This window comes from Agromyces terreus, from assembly GCF_009749465.1.
GTDB lineage: Bacteria > Actinomycetota > Actinomycetes > Actinomycetales > Microbacteriaceae > Agromyces > Agromyces terreus.
The window spans coordinates 21,992-35,958 of the sequence record NZ_WBIS01000009.1; the positions used below are offsets into that span (position 1 = coordinate 21,992).

The following is a 13,967-nucleotide window of genomic DNA, read 5'->3' on the forward strand; positions in this document are numbered from 1 at the left end:
TCGGTGCGAGGCATCCGCCGGCCGTGTTCATTCAGGAAGGCCCCGATGACGACGTTCCGCACCTTCGATCCCGTCGCCCCGATCAGCGATGAGACGATCGCACGATTCGCCGGGCAGGTGCCCGATGGCGTCACCGAGCTCTGGCGCTCCCAGGGAGCCGGGTTCGTCGGCACCGACGGGTACTTCCGGGTCGTCGATCCGGCGCGCGCCGCCGAGATGCTCGCCGGAGTGCTCGAGCTGCCCGAAGGCGCGACCGTGCTGTTCACGACCGCGCTCGGCGATGTGATCTCCCACGTGAACGGCCTCTACCTCGTCGTGAAGGCGCGCGTGGGTGCCATCGACGTCGTGCAGGACACCACGTTCGACCAGCTCGTCGCCCACCTCGAGGACCCGGCGCAGCGTGAGGCCGCGTGGGAATGGGAGCCGTACCCGGCCGCACGCGACCGTGACGGCGTGCCCGGCTTCGAGGAATGCTTCGGCTACGTGCCGCTGCTCGCGCTCGGCGGGTCGCCCCAGCCCGAGAACCTGCAGCGCGCGGGGCTCTACGAGCACCTCGCGGTCATCGCGCAGTTCGCGGGGCGGCCGCAGGTGCGCCAGGTGCTCGAGTTCGCGGCGTCGGAGCCGGCGAATGCGACGGATGCCGCGGCCGACGAGGATCGCCTCGTCACCGTGGGCCGTGCGCTGTTCGCCAAGCTCACGCCAGAGGCGGCGCTGAACGTGGTGCGCCTGCCCGACGGACTCGGCGTCTGCCTCATCCACGCGGTCCGCGGCGGCGGCACGATCTTCGTCGCACCCGACGAGACCGCGCTCTTCGTCGGGTCGTCGGTCGACTTCGAGACGGGCCTCGGCGCGTTCCGCGACGGCGTGCGCACGCCGCCCGAGAAGTTCGACATCGACCGCGGCGGAAACCGCTGATGGCCGACACGATCGAGGAGCGCTGCGAACGGCTGCGCCAGCCCGTGACCGAGCTCGTGGCGATGAGCATGGCCGCCGTCTACCGGTCCCAAGACGTGCCCGAGCTCGTCCGCGTGATCGGCGTCGTGCGGGCCATCCTCGCCGAGGACGCGTCGGGCCTGCCGGCGGGGGCGCTCCGTGACTGGCTTCCGACCGGGCAGCGCGTGCTCGACCGCATGTCCGAGGCCGTCGAGTCCGGCGACGCGGCGAAGTCCTACGCGATCCTCACCGACCAGCAGGACGGCTTCATCCGACTCACCGACGGGTGCGCCGGATTCCCGGGGTGGTCGGTCACCGGCTGATCCGCGAACCCGCCGGCGCCTCGACCGCCGGAACCGCGCGTACGCTCGAACCATGGATCCGCGCCGCAACGCCTGGGTCGTCGCGGGGTTCGCGGCGGCTCTCGACCTTGCGCTCATCGTCTGCGCGTACGGGTTCGTCAGCCTGCTCGCCGACGTGGAGGTCGTGGCCGACCCCGAGGTCGGGGTGCTCGTGGCACCGGTCGCGGTCGGGGCATCCGTGCTCGCCCTGCTCGTGACGCTCGGCCTGCGTCTCGTGCGCCCCGAGCGCATGGCGGCGACCGTCGTCCTCTCGGCGTTCGGCAGCTGGTTCGCGCTCGTCCTCGTCGCAGTCGTCGCGCACCTCCTCTCGTCGACGGGATCGGTCATGCAGTCGGTCGCGTTCGGCGTCCTGTTCGGACTCGGATGGTTCGGCGTGCTCGTGCCGGCGGCCGCCGCGATCGTCGCGGTGTTCGCGGTGCTCGTCGCGCGCGGCCGGCAGGACGGCATGGAACGGCCGCGCTGGCCGTGGGAGCACGACGACGTCGAATGACGGATGCCTCGCCGCCCGGCGGGTATCTCGACGTGGACGACCCGCTCGGGCGCGGGGTGCGCCGCGCCAGTCGACCGCCGTGTCCCGACCTCGCGGGGCCCGCGGCGCTATCGTGAACCCGTGGAGGGTTCGATCGAGGCGCGCGTGAGCCACGAGGTCGATCGCTGGCTGCAGTGGCTGCCGCGATGGCGGCCGGGCACGCACCGCGCTCGCGTGCGCCTCTGCCAGCGCTGCTTCGGCTCGCCGATCCTCGCCGCCGCAGGCCTCGACATCGACGTGCCGCATCCGGTGCAGCACGCGTTCTCGATGCGCATGAAGGGGGTCATCGACCTCGCCGTCGACGACTACACGTCCCGCAACCTGCCGATGCTGCACCGCGAGATCCGCCTCGCCGAGGAGCGCAAGGCTCGCCGGCCGTACCGGGCGGGGGAGGGGCTGGACCCCGAGTACGCCGGTCTCGACGTCGACCCCGAGCCGGTGGCCGACCAGCCGTTCCTGTTCACGCTCGGCGGCCTCGAGGAGGAGACGGCCGCCGAAGCCGCCCTGCCGGCGCCCCGGCCGTTCACGCCCGAGGAGAAGGAGGCCCTCCGCGAGGAGGTGCGCCTCGCCGACGACTTCGCCAAGCAGCTCGGCCGGCGCATCTGCGTCGAGCTCGCGCAGCATCGCTTCCGCATCGGCAACGCGGTCGAGCGGCTCATCGAGCCCCAGGTGGCCGACATGCTGGCCGACCTCGATCGCGAACTCGACTCCCCGGGCTGGCCGAGCTGACCCGGCGCTCCTGACCCCGCGCAGTCGACCCGCCGCAGCTGAGCGACGTCTGCGAGACCGCTGGGCACCCGCCCGCGGCATCCGCCCTCATTTGACCGGAAGGTTACGCGGGATTACCATAGATCGGGTGTGCGCGCTTCGGCGTGCTCATCCAGGGCTGCCGCGCGTCTTGCGGTCCGCCCCCACGGCATACCCACCACTGACATGATCACGCAGATCTGCGTGGTCGGTGGGTCGTGATGTGAAATCCATCAAACGCTGTCACCGTGCAGCACCAACAAGGAGAAGCAGTGCCAACCATTCAGCAGTTGGTCCGCAAGGGTCGCTCGCCGAAGGTCACCAAGACCAAGGCTCCCGCCCTGAAGGCCAACCCCCAGCAGCGCGGCGTGTGCACGCGTGTGTACACCACCACCCCGAAGAAGCCGAACTCCGCGCTCCGCAAGGTCGCACGTGTGAAGCTCTCCAACGGCACCGAGGTCACCGCCTACATCCCCGGTGAGGGCCACAACCTGCAGGAGCACTCGATGGTGCTCGTGCGCGGCGGCCGTGTGAAGGACCTCCCGGGTGTCCGTTACAAGATCATCCGCGGCGCCCTCGACACGCAGGCTGTGAAGAACCGCAAGCAGGCTCGCAGCCGCTACGGCGCGAAGATGGAGAAGAAGTAATGCCTCGCAAGGGACCCGCTCCGAAGCGCCCCGTCGTCGCAGACCCCGTCTACGGCTCGCCGGTCGTCAGCCAGCTCGTCAACAAGATCCTCGTCGACGGCAAGAAGGACCTCGCTCAGCGCATCGTCTACGAAGCGCTCGAGAACGTGGCCGCCAAGTCCGGCCAGGACGCCGTCACGGTGCTCAAGAAGGCGCTCGACAACGTGCGCCCCACCCTCGAGGTGCGTTCGCGCCGCGTCGGCGGTTCGACCTACCAGGTCCCCGTCGAGGTCAAGCCGCACCGCGCCAACACCCTCGCCCTGCGCTGGCTCACGAGCTACGCGAAGGCCCGTCGCGAGAAGACGATGACCGAGCGTCTCACCAACGAGATCCTCGACGCGTCCAACAGCCTCGGTGCAGCCGTCAAGCGTCGTGAAGACACGCACAAGATGGCCGAGTCGAACCGCGCATTCGCCCACTACCGCTGGTAGTAGGCCGAGCGGATGCCGCAGCCGCGGCTCGCGGCATCCGCTCTCCCTCTCCTTCCCTTTCCTGACTCTCCGGAGGAACCCCCGTGGCACAAGACGTGCTCACCGACCTGAGCAAGGTCCGCAACATCGGCATCATGGCGCACATCGATGCCGGCAAGACCACCACCACCGAGCGCATCCTGTTCTACACGGGCGTCAACCACAAGATCGGTGAGACGCACGACGGCGCCTCGACGACCGACTGGATGGAGCAGGAGAAGGAGCGCGGCATCACGATCACGTCGGCCGCCGTGACCTGCTTCTGGAACAAGAACCAGATCAACATCATCGACACCCCCGGCCACGTCGACTTCACGGTCGAGGTCGAGCGTTCGCTCCGCGTGCTCGACGGTGCGGTCGCCGTCTTCGACGGCAAGGAGGGCGTCGAGCCCCAGTCCGAGACCGTCTGGCGTCAGGCCGACAAGTACAACGTGCCCCGCATCTGCTTCGTCAACAAGATGGACAAGCTGGGCGCCGACTTCTACTTCACGGTCGACACGATCATCAGCCGCCTGGGCGCGAAGCCGCTCGTGCTGCAGCTGCCGATCGGCTCCGAGTCGCAGTTCGAGGGCGTCGTCGACCTCATCGAGATGCGTGCGCTCACGTGGCGCGGCGACGCCAAGGGCGACGTCCAGATGGGTGCCAAGTACGAGATCGAGGAGATCCCCGCCGACCTCGTCGACAAGGCCGCCGAGTACCGCACCGCGCTGCTCGAGATCGTCGCCGAGTCCGACGACGCGCTGCTCGAGAAGTACTTCGGCGGCGAAGAGCTCACGGTCGCCGAGATCAAGGGCGCGATTCGCAAGATGACCGTCAACTCCGAGATCTACCCGGTGCTCTGCGGCTCCGCGTTCAAGAACCGCGGCGTGCAGCCCATGCTCGACGCCGTCATCGACTTCCTGCCGTCGCCGCTCGACGTGCCGGCCGTCGAGGGTCGCAACCCCCGCAACGAAGAAGAGGTCATCGAGCGTCACGCCGACGCCAAGGACCCGTTCTCGGCGCTGGCCTTCAAGGTCGCCGTGCACCCCTTCTTCGGTCGCCTCACGTACGTCCGCGTCTACTCGGGCCACCTCGACTCCGGCGCCCAGGTCATCAACTCGACCAAGGGCAAGAAGGAGCGCATCGGCAAGATCTTCCAGATGCACGCCAACAAGGAGAACCCGGTCGACTCGGTCACCGCCGGCAACATCTACGCGGTCATCGGCCTCAAGGACACCACCACCGGTGACACCCTCTGCGACCCCGACAACCAGGTCGTGCTCGAGTCGATGACCTTCCCCGACCCCGTGATCGAGGTCGCGATCGAGCCGAAGACGAAGGCCGACCAGGAGAAGCTCGGCACCGCGATCCAGAAGCTCGCCGAAGAGGACCCGACGTTCCGCACCGAGCTCAACCCCGAGACCGGCCAGACCGTCATCAAGGGCATGGGCGAGCTTCACCTCGACATCCTCGTCGACCGCATGAAGCGCGAGTTCAACGTCGAGGCCAACGTGGGCAAGCCGCAGGTCGCGTACCGCGAGACCATCAAGCGCGCGGTCGAGAAGCACGACTACACCCACAAGAAGCAGACGGGTGGTTCGGGCCAGTTCGCGAAGATCCAGTTCGCGCTCGAGCCCCTCGAGGTCACGGCCGACAAGACGTACGAGTTCGAGAACAAGGTCTCCGGAGGCCGTGTTCCCCGCGAGTACATCCCCTCGGTCGACGCCGGCTTCCAGGACGCCATGCAGTACGGCATCCTGGCCGGCTACCCGATGGTCGGCGTCAAGGCATCCCTGCTTGACGGCGCCGCACACGACGTCGACTCCTCGGAGATGGCGTTCAAGATCGCCGGCTCGATGGGCTTCAAGGAAGCCGCTCGGAAGGCGAACCCGGTTCTGCTCGAGCCGCTCATGTCGGTCGAAGTCCGCACCCCTGAGGAATACATGGGTGATGTCATCGGCGACCTGAACTCGCGTCGCGGTCAGATCCAGTCGATGGAGGATGCCGCAGGCGTGAAGGTCGTGCGCGCGCACGTCCCGCTCTCGGAGATGTTCGGCTACATCGGCGACCTGCGGTCGAAGACCTCGGGCCGCGCGGTGTACTCGATGGAGTTCGAGAGCTACGCGGAGGTCCCGAAGGCTGTCGCCGACGAGATCGTCCAGAAGAACAAGGGCGAATAACCTCCCTGGCGGGGGCCTTGGCCCTCTCCGACGCACGAGCCAGCCGGTTCGCGTAACATATCTACAAACCCCGTAGATCGCCGGTCGCAATCCAGCGCCCGGAGGATCTACACGAGTCCTGAGGAGGACCCACAGTGGCTAAGGCCAAGTTCGAGCGGACCAAGCCGCACGTCAACATCGGAACGATCGGTCACGTCGACCACGGCAAGACCACGCTCACCGCGGCGATCTCGAAGGTGCTTGCTGACAAGTACCCCTCGGCGACCAACGTTCAGCGCGACTTCGCGTCGATCGACTCGGCTCCCGAAGAGCGCCAGCGCGGCATCACGATCAACATCTCGCACGTCGAGTACGAGACGCCGAAGCGCCACTACGCGCACGTCGACGCCCCTGGTCACGCCGACTACATCAAGAACATGATCACCGGTGCGGCTCAGATGGACGGCGCGATCCTCGTGGTCGCCGCCACCGACGGCCCGATGGCTCAGACGCGTGAGCACGTGCTGCTCGCCAAGCAGGTCGGCGTGCCCTACCTGCTCGTCGCGCTGAACAAGTCCGACATGGTCGACGACGAGGAGATCCTGGAGCTCGTCGAGCTCGAGGTTCGCGAGCTGCTCTCGAGCCAGGGCTTCCCCGGCGACGACGCTCCCGTCGTGCGTGTCTCGGGCCTCAAGGCTCTCGAGGGCGACGAGAAGTGGGCCGACTCGGTCCTCGAGCTCATGGCCGCCGTCGACGAGTCCGTGCCGGACCCGGTGCGCGACCGCGACAAGCCCTTCCTCATGCCGGTCGAAGACGTCTTCACGATCACCGGTCGTGGCACCGTCGTCACGGGCCGCGCCGAGCGTGGCACGCTGAAGATCAACTCCGAGGTCGAGATCGTCGGCATCCGCCCGACGCAGAAGACCACGGTCACGGGTATCGAGATGTTCCACAAGCAGCTCGACGAGGCCTGGGCCGGCGAGAACTGCGGTCTGCTCCTCCGCGGCACCAAGCGCGAGGACGTCGAGCGCGGCCAGGTCGTCGTCGCTCCCGGCTCGGTCACCCCGCACACGAACTTCGAGGGCACCGCGTACATCCTGTCCAAGGATGAGGGTGGGCGTCACAACCCGTTCTACGCGAACTACCGTCCGCAGTTCTACTTCCGCACCACCGACGTCACCGGCGTCATCACGCTGCCCGAGGGCACCGAGATGGTCATGCCCGGCGACACCACCGACATGACGGTCGAGCTCATCCAGCCGATCGCCATGGAGGAGGGCCTCGGCTTCGCCATCCGCGAGGGTGGCCGCACGGTCGGCGCCGGTACGGTCACGAAGGTCCTCAAGTAAGACCTTCGCGATTGCGACCTTGAGACGGGGTCGGGCCTTCGGGCCCGGCCCCGTTTCGCCGTCTCCGACGGGCGCGGGGGTCCGCGGTCGGCGGGTGCCCCGAAGCCGGCATGGATCTCGCCCCCCATGAGGGTTACGCTCGGATGGATGGCTGGCGACACGCGTGATCGCAGACCGACGACGATCCGGCCCGAGGTCCAGGCGCTCCGGGCCGTGGCCGTCGCGGCCGTCGTGCTCCATCACGGCTGGCCCGCGGTCGCGCCGGCCGGGTACATGGGCGTCGACGTGTTCTTCGTCGTGTCCGGGTTCCTGATCACGGCGCTCCTGCTCCGCGAGGTGGAGCGCACGGGCCGCATCTCGCTCTCGGGCTTCTACCTCCGACGCGCGCGCCGCATCTTGCCGGCCGCCATGGTCGTCCTGGTGGCGGTGTCGCTGCTCAGCGTCTGGTTGGCGCCGTATCGGGACTGGGGGCCGTACTTCCGCGAGATCCTGGCCAGCGCCTTCTACGTCGAGAACTGGCGGCTGGCGATCGACTCCCAGACGGCCGCGTTCGCCGACCTCGAGTCGACGCCCGTGCAGCACTTCTGGTCGCTCTCCGTCGAGGAGCAGTTCTACCTCGGGTGGCCGCTGCTCATCCTGGCGGCGCTCATGCTGGTGCGGCTGTCGGCTCGGCGCGCTTCGGTGCCGTCGGCGCCTAGGCGCGCGGAGGTCGCGGCATCCGCAGCGCCCGCGCCTCGCCCGTGGCGCATCCGTCGCGTGCTCGCGGCCGTGCTCGGCGCGACGACGCTGGCGTCCTTCCTCGGATCGCTCGTGCTGACGGCCGTCGACCACAACCTCGCGTACTTCTCGACCCTCTCGCGCGGCTGGGAGTTCGGCGTCGGCGGGCTGCTCGCGTTGGCCGCGGCCTCACCAGGGTTCGCGGCGCTCGCCCGGTACGGGCGGTTGCGAGCGGCGACGTCGTGGATCGGCCTCGCCCTCATCGCCGTTCCCATCGTCTCGTTCCACGACGTCGAGGCGTTCCCCGGGCTCTGGGTGCTCCTCCCGGTCGTGGGCACCCTCGCCGTCATCTGGGCCGGCACGCCGTCGCCGCGCTGGTCGACGTCGACGCTCGCGGGGCTCCGGCCCGTGCAGTGGCTGGGCGACGTGTCGTACTCGCTCTATCTCTGGCACTGGCCGATCTTCATGTTCACGCCCATGCTGCTCGGCATGCCGAGTCCGCCCTGGCTGATGGTGCTGCTCGTCGGGCTCTCGCTCGCCGTGTCGTGGGCCTCGAAGCGATGGATCGAGGACCCGTTCCGGCGCCGCAGCGGGCCGATCGGCGCCCACCCGCGTGTCATCGCGGCGGCCCTCACCGCGGCATTGGTCGGCGTGATCGCGATGGGGGCGGTGGCCCCGCAGGTCGCCGACGAGATCTGCCAGAGCCGTCGCCAGGCCGAGTGAGCGGATGCCGCGGGGCGGTGCCGGCTCTGCGGATCGGACGGATGCCGCGGGGCGGCGTCAGGCGTCGAGGTCGACGATCTCGCGTTCGAGGTCGATGTCCTGCTCGACGCTGCGGGCGACGGTGCAGCTCCGTTCGATCGACGCGTCGATGAGGCGCTCGAGCTTGGCGCGTTCGTCGGCGTCGAGCTCGCCGAGGGGGAGCAGGAGTTCCTCGACGACGCGGTCGTACCGGTTGTCGGGTTCTGAGGTGCCGTGCGCCCAGACGGTGTACGAGACGTCCTCGCCGAGGCGGCGCGCGATCACGCGGTCCGCGCTCATGCCCGCGCAGGCGGCGAGGGCGAGCTTCAGCAGCTCGCCGGGGGTGAAGTGCCCCTCGGCCTCCGCGTGCCCGATGCGGATGGTCGCGCCGCGCTCGTTGAGGCCCTCGAACGTTCGGTCGCCGGTGCGCGCGACCGAGACGCTGCCGGGCCCGATGCGCTCGCTGACGGCGTGGGTGCGTGCGGTGTCGTCTCCGTCGTTGCTCATGCCCCGATTCCACCACAGCGGGTGCTCGTGGCGCCCGTGCATCGGCGGACGCCCGGAGATCTCTCAGGACCGAGTGGGAGAATGGCATGAGCCGGTTCGGTCAGGTTCGGCGCAGCATTGCGGCCGGGAACGTGCGCGACACGCCCGGGTTGCAGCGATGTGCCGGATATGGCAAACTTGGTGAGTTCAACATTTCGAGCGCGCGCCACGGCATGCGCTCGAATCACTGCCAGGCAGTGCATAACCACCCGCGCACGTGTTCGTCACGGTGCGCCAGGGGTCAGGTTAGGCCGCGGGCAGCAGAACACGACTGAACCGAATCCCACATACACGCGCCTTGGGTCATCCATGTCCTCCGCCAGGAAGACACGCCCGAGCGCGGGGGTCGGGGAACGGCTTGCGGGTCGAGCGTGCCGAGGTCACCGAGCAACGGTGGTTTCGACAGGCTCGATCACGGCCTTTGACAGAAGAACAGTGGTTGCTTCACCAGAAGTCGCTACGCGGCGTCCAATGCCCTCGGAAGGGGTACGACGCCTTGACAGAGAGAGAGTCCGAGATGGCGGGACAGAAGATCCGCATTCGACTGAAGTCGTATGACCACGAGGTCATCGACACCTCGGCGCGCAAGATCGTCGACACGGTGACCCGCGCGGGCGCCACGGTCGTCGGCCCCGTGCCGCTTCCGACCGAGAAGAACGTGGTGTGCGTCATCCGTTCGCCCCACAAGTACAAGGACAGCCGCGAGCACTTCGAGATGCGCACCCACAAGCGTCTCATCGACATCGTGGACCCGACGCCCAAGGCCGTCGACTCGCTCATGCGTCTCGACCTCCCGGCCGACGTCAACATCGAGATCAAGCTCTGAGGTAACAGATGTCTTCCGCTACCAAGAACGTGAAGGGTCTGCTCGGCACCAAGCTCGGCATGACCCAGGTGTGGGACGAGAACAACAAGCTCGTTCCCGTGACCGTCATCGAGATCGCCCCCAACGTGGTCACCCAGCTGCGTACCGTCGAGCGCGACGGCTACGAGGCTGTGCAGATCGCCGCAGGCGCCATCGACCCGCGCAAGGTCAACCAGCCCGCGACCGGCCACTTCGCCGCCGCCGGCGTGACCCCCCGCCGCCACCTGACCGAGGTCCGCACCGCGGATGCCGCGTCGTACTCCCTCGGCCAGGAGCTCCCCGTCGAGGGTGCCTTCGAGGCCGGCCAGCTCGTCGACGTCGTCGGCACGAGCAAGGGCAAGGGCTTCGCCGGTGTCATGAAGCGCCACAACTTCAAGGGCGTCTCCGCCTCGCACGGTTCGCACCGCAACCACCGCAAGCCCGGTTCCATCGGTGCCTCGTCGACGCCCAGCCGCGTCTTCAAGGGCATGCGCATGGCCGGCCGCATGGGTGGCGAGCGCGTGACCGTGCTCAACCTCCGCGTGCACGCCGTCGACGCCGAGAAGGGTCTGCTGCTCGTCAAGGGCGCCGTCCCCGGTGCGCGCGGCCGTCTCGTTTTCGTCCGCAACGCAGTGAAGGGGGCGTAGTCCATGGCTACCGCGACCAACACCATCGACACCCTCGACGCCACCGGCAAGAAGTCCGGCACCGTTGAGCTCCCCGCCGAGCTCTTCGACGTGCAGACCAACGTGCCGCTGATCCACCAGGTCGTCGTCGCCCAGCTCGCCGCCGCGCGTCAGGGCACGCACAAGACCAAGACCCGTGGTGAGGTCTCCGGCGCCGGCCGCAAGCCGTTCAAGCAGAAGGGCACCGGCCGCGCTCGTCAGGGCTCGATCCGCGCTCCTCAGATGACCGGCGGTGGCATCGTCCACGGCCCGCAGCCGCGCGACTACTCGCAGCGCACCCCCAAGAAGATGATCGCCGCGGCTCTGCTCGGCGCGCTCTCCGACCGCGCACGCGGCGGCCGCATCCACGCGGTCGAGGGTTTCGTCGCCGGTGACGTGGCCAAGACGAAGGAAGCGCTCGCGCTCCTCACGTCGATCGCCCCGGCGAAGCGCCACCTCGTGGTGCTCGAGCGCGGCGAGGAGCTCTCGGAGCGCGCCGTCCGCAACATCCCGACCGTGCACGTGCTGCCGGTCGACCAGCTGAACGCCTACGACGTGCTCGTCTCCGACGACATCGTCTTCAGCACCGCCGCACTCGAGGCCTTCATCGCCTCGAAGACGGCGAAGAAGGAAGAGGTCTCGGCATGAGCGCCGCACACAACAAGGACCCGCGCGACATCATCCTCGCGCCGGTCGTCTCGGAGAAGAGCTACGGCCTGATCGACGAGGGCAAGTACACGTTCACCGTGGACCCCCGCTCGAACAAGACCGAGATCAAGCTCGCCATCGAGAAGATCTTCAACGTCCAGGTGGCGTCGATCAACACCCTGAACCGTCAGGGCAAGACCCGCCGTACCCGGTTCGGCATGGGCAAGCGCAAGGACACCAAGCGCGCGATCGTCACCCTCAAGTCCGGCTCGATCGACATCTTCACGGCTGTCGGCTAAGGAGCAGAGGAAGAACATGGCTATTCGTAAGTACAAGCCCACGACCCCGGGTCGTCGCGGTTCGTCGGTCGCCGACTTCGCGGAGATCACGCGCTCGACGCCCGAGAAGTCGCTGCTCAAGCCGCTCTCGAAGACCGGTGGACGCAACAACCAGGGTCGCATCACGACCCGTCACATCGGTGGTGGCCACAAGCGCCAGTACCGCGTGATCGACTTCCGTCGCAACGACAAGGACGGCGTGCCGGCCAAGGTCGCTCACATCGAGTACGACCCCAACCGCACCGCGCGCATCGCGCTGCTCCACTTCGTGGACGGCACCAAGCGCTACATCCTCGCTCCGGCGAAGCTGCAGCAGGGCGACCCGATCGAGTCGGGCCCCAACGCCGACATCAAGCCGGGCAACAACCTGCCGCTGAAGAACATCCCCACCGGTACCGTCGTGCACGCCATCGAGCTCCGCCCCGGCGGCGGCGCGAAGATGGCCCGCTCGGCCGGCGCCTCGGTGCGTCTCGTCGCCAAGGACGGCCCCTACGCGCAGCTCCGTCTGCCGTCGGGCGAGATCCGCAACGTCGACGCACGCTGCCGCGCCACCATCGGCGAGGTCGGCAACGCCGAGCAGTCGAACATCAACTGGGGCAAGGCCGGCCGTATGCGCTGGAAGGGCGTCCGCCCGACCGTCCGCGGTGTCGCGATGAACCCGATCGACCACCCGCACGGTGGTGGTGAGGGCAAGACCTCCGGTGGTCGCCACCCGGTCAGCCCCTGGGGCAAGTCCGAGGGACGCACGCGTCGCCCCAACAAGGAAAGCGACAAGCTCATCGTCCGTCGTCGCACCGTCGGCAAGAAGCGCAAGTAGGAGTAAGAGAAGATGCCTCGCAGTCTTAAGAAGGGCCCCTTCGTCGACGAGCACCTGCTTCGCAAGGTCGTCGTCCAGAACGAAGCCGGTTCCAAGAACGTCATCAAGACGTGGTCCCGTCGCTCGATGATCATCCCGGCCATGCTCGGGCACACGATCGCCGTGCACGACGGCCGCAAGCACATCCCGGTGTTCGTCACCGAGACCATGGTGGGTCACAAGCTCGGAGAGTTCGCCCCCACCCGCACCTTCCGTGGACACGTGAAGGACGACAAGAAGGGTCGCCGCCGCTGACGCGGGGGCGAAAAGGAGGAGAGAAATGGTGGAGTCGATCGCACGCGTGCGTCACATCCGCGTGACCCCCATGAAGGCCCGTCGCGTCGTCAACCTGATCCGCGGCAAGCAGGCACAGGAGGCACTCGCCATCCTGAAGTTCGCACCCCAGAGTGCGAGCGAGCCGGTGTACAAGCTCGTCGCCTCGGCCATCGCGAACGCTCGCGTCAAGGCCGATGCAACGAACACCTACCTGGACGAGCAGGACCTCTACATCAGCCGCGCATTCGTCGATGAGGGCACCACCCTCAAGCGATTCCAGCCGCGCGCGCAGGGTCGTGCCTTCCGCATCAACAAGCGAACGAGCCACATCACCGTCGTGCTCGCCACGCCCGAGGAGGGTACGAAGTAATGGGTCAGAAGGTAAACCCGTACGGCTTCCGTCTCGGCATCACCACCGACCATGTGTCGCGGTGGTTCTCCGACTCGACCAAGCCCGGACAGCGCTACGCCGACTACCTCGCCGAGGATGTCAAGATCCGTCGTCTGCTCCAGACGTCGCTCGACCGCGCGGGAGTCTCGCGCATCGAGATCGAGCGCACCCGTGACCGTGTGCGTGTGGACATCCACACCGCGCGTCCCGGCATCGTGATCGGCCGCCGCGGCGCCGAGGCCGAGCGCATCCGCGCCGACCTCGAGAAGCTGAGCGGCAAGCAGATCCAGCTCAACATCCTCGAGGTCAAGAACCCCGAGGCCGACGCCCAGCTCGTCGCCCAGGGCATCGCCGAGCAGCTCTCCGCACGTGTGGCGTTCCGCCGCGCGATGCGCAAGGGCCTGCAGGGCGCCCAGCGCGCAGGTGCCAAGGGCATCCGCATCCAGGTGTCGGGCCGCCTCGGCGGCGCCGAGATGAGCCGTTCCGAGTTCTACCGCGAAGGCCGCGTGCCCCTGCACACGCTTCGCGCGAACATCGACTACGGCTTCTACGAGGCGAAGACCACCTTCGGCCGCATCGGCGTGAAGGTCTGGATCTACAAGGGCGACATCACCAACAAGGAGCTCGCTCGTGAGCAGGCTTCGCAGAAGCCGTCCCGCGGCGACCGCAATGACCGTCCCCGCCGTGCGCCCAAGGCGCAGGAGCCGGTGGCAGCAGGAGTTGAGGCATAA

The 13,967-nt window shown here is 68.1% G+C and carries 18 protein-coding genes; 17 read left to right on the top strand and 1 reads right to left on the bottom strand.

Features of this window, described 5'->3' with window-relative positions; all coding sequences use genetic code 11:
* Positions 1-45: 45 nt before the first annotated feature.
* From GQQ92_RS14055 to GQQ92_RS14095, 9 genes are all read left to right on the top strand, one after another.
* Positions 46-915 (top strand): T6SS immunity protein Tdi1 domain-containing protein, encoded by an 870-nt coding sequence (locus GQQ92_RS14055; protein ID WP_156999937.1) that lies wholly within the window; start codon positions 46-48, stop codon positions 913-915.
* The gene (locus tag GQQ92_RS14060; protein WP_156999938.1) at positions 915-1,256 is read left to right on the top strand and encodes a hypothetical protein; all 342 of its coding nucleotides are present in this window, start codon (positions 915-917) and stop codon (positions 1,254-1,256) included. The genes GQQ92_RS14055 and GQQ92_RS14060 overlap by 1 nt, the downstream gene beginning before the upstream one ends.
* Positions 1,257-1,308: 52 nt before the next feature.
* The gene (locus GQQ92_RS14065; protein ID WP_156999939.1) at positions 1,309-1,785 is read left to right on the top strand and encodes a DUF6121 family protein; all 477 of its coding nucleotides are present in this window, start codon (positions 1,309-1,311) and stop codon (positions 1,783-1,785) included.
* A gap of 120 nt (positions 1,786-1,905) precedes the next feature.
* Complete coding sequence (locus GQQ92_RS14070) at positions 1,906-2,553, top strand: spermidine/putrescine ABC transporter substrate-binding protein (RefSeq protein ID WP_156999940.1); 648 nt, start codon at positions 1,906-1,908, stop codon at positions 2,551-2,553.
* A 290-nt stretch (positions 2,554-2,843) separates the two neighbouring features.
* On the top strand, positions 2,844-3,218 hold the full coding sequence (gene rpsL / locus GQQ92_RS14075) for a 30S ribosomal protein S12 (protein WP_022889720.1): 375 nt from the start codon (positions 2,844-2,846) through the stop codon (positions 3,216-3,218).
* Entirely contained in the window at positions 3,218-3,688 is a 471-nt protein-coding gene (rpsG, locus tag GQQ92_RS14080) for a 30S ribosomal protein S7 (RefSeq protein ID WP_156999941.1), read from the top strand. Before rpsL ends, rpsG begins: the two co-directional genes overlap by 1 nt.
* 83 nt (positions 3,689-3,771) lie before the next feature.
* On the top strand, positions 3,772-5,886 hold the full coding sequence (gene fusA, locus GQQ92_RS14085) for an elongation factor G (protein WP_156999942.1): 2,115 nt from the start codon (positions 3,772-3,774) through the stop codon (positions 5,884-5,886).
* A gap of 134 nt (positions 5,887-6,020) precedes the next feature.
* Positions 6,021-7,214 (top strand): elongation factor Tu, encoded by a 1,194-nt coding sequence (gene tuf / locus GQQ92_RS14090; protein WP_156999943.1) that lies wholly within the window; start codon positions 6,021-6,023, stop codon positions 7,212-7,214.
* A 147-nt stretch (positions 7,215-7,361) separates the two neighbouring features.
* The gene (locus tag GQQ92_RS14095; RefSeq protein ID WP_197738275.1) at positions 7,362-8,654 is read left to right on the top strand and encodes an acyltransferase family protein; all 1,293 of its coding nucleotides are present in this window, start codon (positions 7,362-7,364) and stop codon (positions 8,652-8,654) included.
* Between the two features lie 57 nt (positions 8,655-8,711).
* On the opposite strand, the gene GQQ92_RS14100 is transcribed toward GQQ92_RS14095, so the two are convergent.
* The gene (locus GQQ92_RS14100; RefSeq protein WP_156999945.1) at positions 8,712-9,179 is read right to left on the bottom strand and encodes an OsmC family protein; all 468 of its coding nucleotides are present in this window, start codon (positions 9,177-9,179) and stop codon (positions 8,712-8,714) included.
* A 556-nt stretch (positions 9,180-9,735) separates the two neighbouring features.
* On the opposite strand from GQQ92_RS14100, the gene rpsJ reads away from it, so the two are divergent.
* The 8 genes from rpsJ to rpsC are packed head-to-tail and all read left to right on the top strand — an operon-like array spanning position 9,736 to position 13,967.
* Complete coding sequence (gene rpsJ / locus GQQ92_RS14105; protein WP_017201594.1) at positions 9,736-10,044, top strand: 30S ribosomal protein S10; 309 nt, start codon at positions 9,736-9,738, stop codon at positions 10,042-10,044.
* Between the two features lie 8 nt (positions 10,045-10,052).
* Positions 10,053-10,709: a 50S ribosomal protein L3 gene (gene rplC / locus GQQ92_RS14110; RefSeq protein WP_156999946.1), complete on the top strand. Its 657-nt coding sequence runs from the start codon at positions 10,053-10,055 to the stop codon at positions 10,707-10,709.
* A gap of 3 nt (positions 10,710-10,712) precedes the next feature.
* Positions 10,713-11,375, top strand: a complete 663-nt coding sequence (gene rplD, locus GQQ92_RS14115; protein ID WP_156999947.1) for a 50S ribosomal protein L4 — start codon at positions 10,713-10,715, stop codon at positions 11,373-11,375.
* Positions 11,372-11,674: a 50S ribosomal protein L23 gene (gene rplW / locus GQQ92_RS14120; protein WP_156999948.1), complete on the top strand. Its 303-nt coding sequence runs from the start codon at positions 11,372-11,374 to the stop codon at positions 11,672-11,674. Before rplD ends, rplW begins: the two co-directional genes overlap by 4 nt.
* Positions 11,675-11,690: 16 nt before the next feature.
* Complete coding sequence (gene rplB / locus GQQ92_RS14125) at positions 11,691-12,530, top strand: 50S ribosomal protein L2 (RefSeq protein WP_156999949.1); 840 nt, start codon at positions 11,691-11,693, stop codon at positions 12,528-12,530.
* Positions 12,531-12,542: 12 nt separating this feature from the next.
* Positions 12,543-12,824 carry a 30S ribosomal protein S19 gene (gene rpsS, locus GQQ92_RS14130; RefSeq protein ID WP_022889728.1) on the top strand — a complete coding sequence of 94 codons (282 nt, stop codon included), beginning with the start codon at positions 12,543-12,545 and terminating at the stop codon, positions 12,822-12,824.
* A 25-nt stretch (positions 12,825-12,849) separates the two neighbouring features.
* Positions 12,850-13,215, top strand: coding sequence for a 50S ribosomal protein L22 (rplV, locus tag GQQ92_RS14135; protein ID WP_055860181.1), 366 nt, complete (start codon positions 12,850-12,852; stop codon positions 13,213-13,215).
* Positions 13,215-13,967, top strand: coding sequence for a 30S ribosomal protein S3 (gene rpsC, locus GQQ92_RS14140; protein ID WP_156999950.1), 753 nt, complete (start codon positions 13,215-13,217; stop codon positions 13,965-13,967). Before rplV ends, rpsC begins: the two co-directional genes overlap by 1 nt.

Coding starts and splice junctions, on each gene's coding strand:
- rpsS (WP_022889728.1), top strand. CDS start 12,543: ATGCCTCGCAGTCTTAAGAAGGGCCCCTTCGTCGACGAGCACCTGCTT.
- GQQ92_RS14065 (WP_156999939.1), top strand. CDS start 1,309: ATGGATCCGCGCCGCAACGCCTGGGTCGTCGCGGGGTTCGCGGCGGCT.
- rpsG (WP_156999941.1), top strand. CDS start 3,218: ATGCCTCGCAAGGGACCCGCTCCGAAGCGCCCCGTCGTCGCAGACCCC.
- rpsJ (WP_017201594.1), top strand. CDS start 9,736: ATGGCGGGACAGAAGATCCGCATTCGACTGAAGTCGTATGACCACGAG.
- rplD (WP_156999947.1), top strand. CDS start 10,713: ATGGCTACCGCGACCAACACCATCGACACCCTCGACGCCACCGGCAAG.
- rplV (WP_055860181.1), top strand. CDS start 12,850: ATGGTGGAGTCGATCGCACGCGTGCGTCACATCCGCGTGACCCCCATG.
- rplW (WP_156999948.1), top strand. CDS start 11,372: ATGAGCGCCGCACACAACAAGGACCCGCGCGACATCATCCTCGCGCCG.
- GQQ92_RS14100 (WP_156999945.1), bottom strand. CDS start 9,179: ATGAGCAACGACGGAGACGACACCGCACGCACCCACGCCGTCAGCGAG.
- GQQ92_RS14055 (WP_156999937.1), top strand. CDS start 46: ATGACGACGTTCCGCACCTTCGATCCCGTCGCCCCGATCAGCGATGAG.
- rplB (WP_156999949.1), top strand. CDS start 11,691: ATGGCTATTCGTAAGTACAAGCCCACGACCCCGGGTCGTCGCGGTTCG.
- rpsC (WP_156999950.1), top strand. CDS start 13,215: ATGGGTCAGAAGGTAAACCCGTACGGCTTCCGTCTCGGCATCACCACC.
- GQQ92_RS14095 (WP_197738275.1), top strand. CDS start 7,362: ATGGCTGGCGACACGCGTGATCGCAGACCGACGACGATCCGGCCCGAG.
- GQQ92_RS14060 (WP_156999938.1), top strand. CDS start 915: ATGGCCGACACGATCGAGGAGCGCTGCGAACGGCTGCGCCAGCCCGTG.
- rplC (WP_156999946.1), top strand. CDS start 10,053: ATGTCTTCCGCTACCAAGAACGTGAAGGGTCTGCTCGGCACCAAGCTC.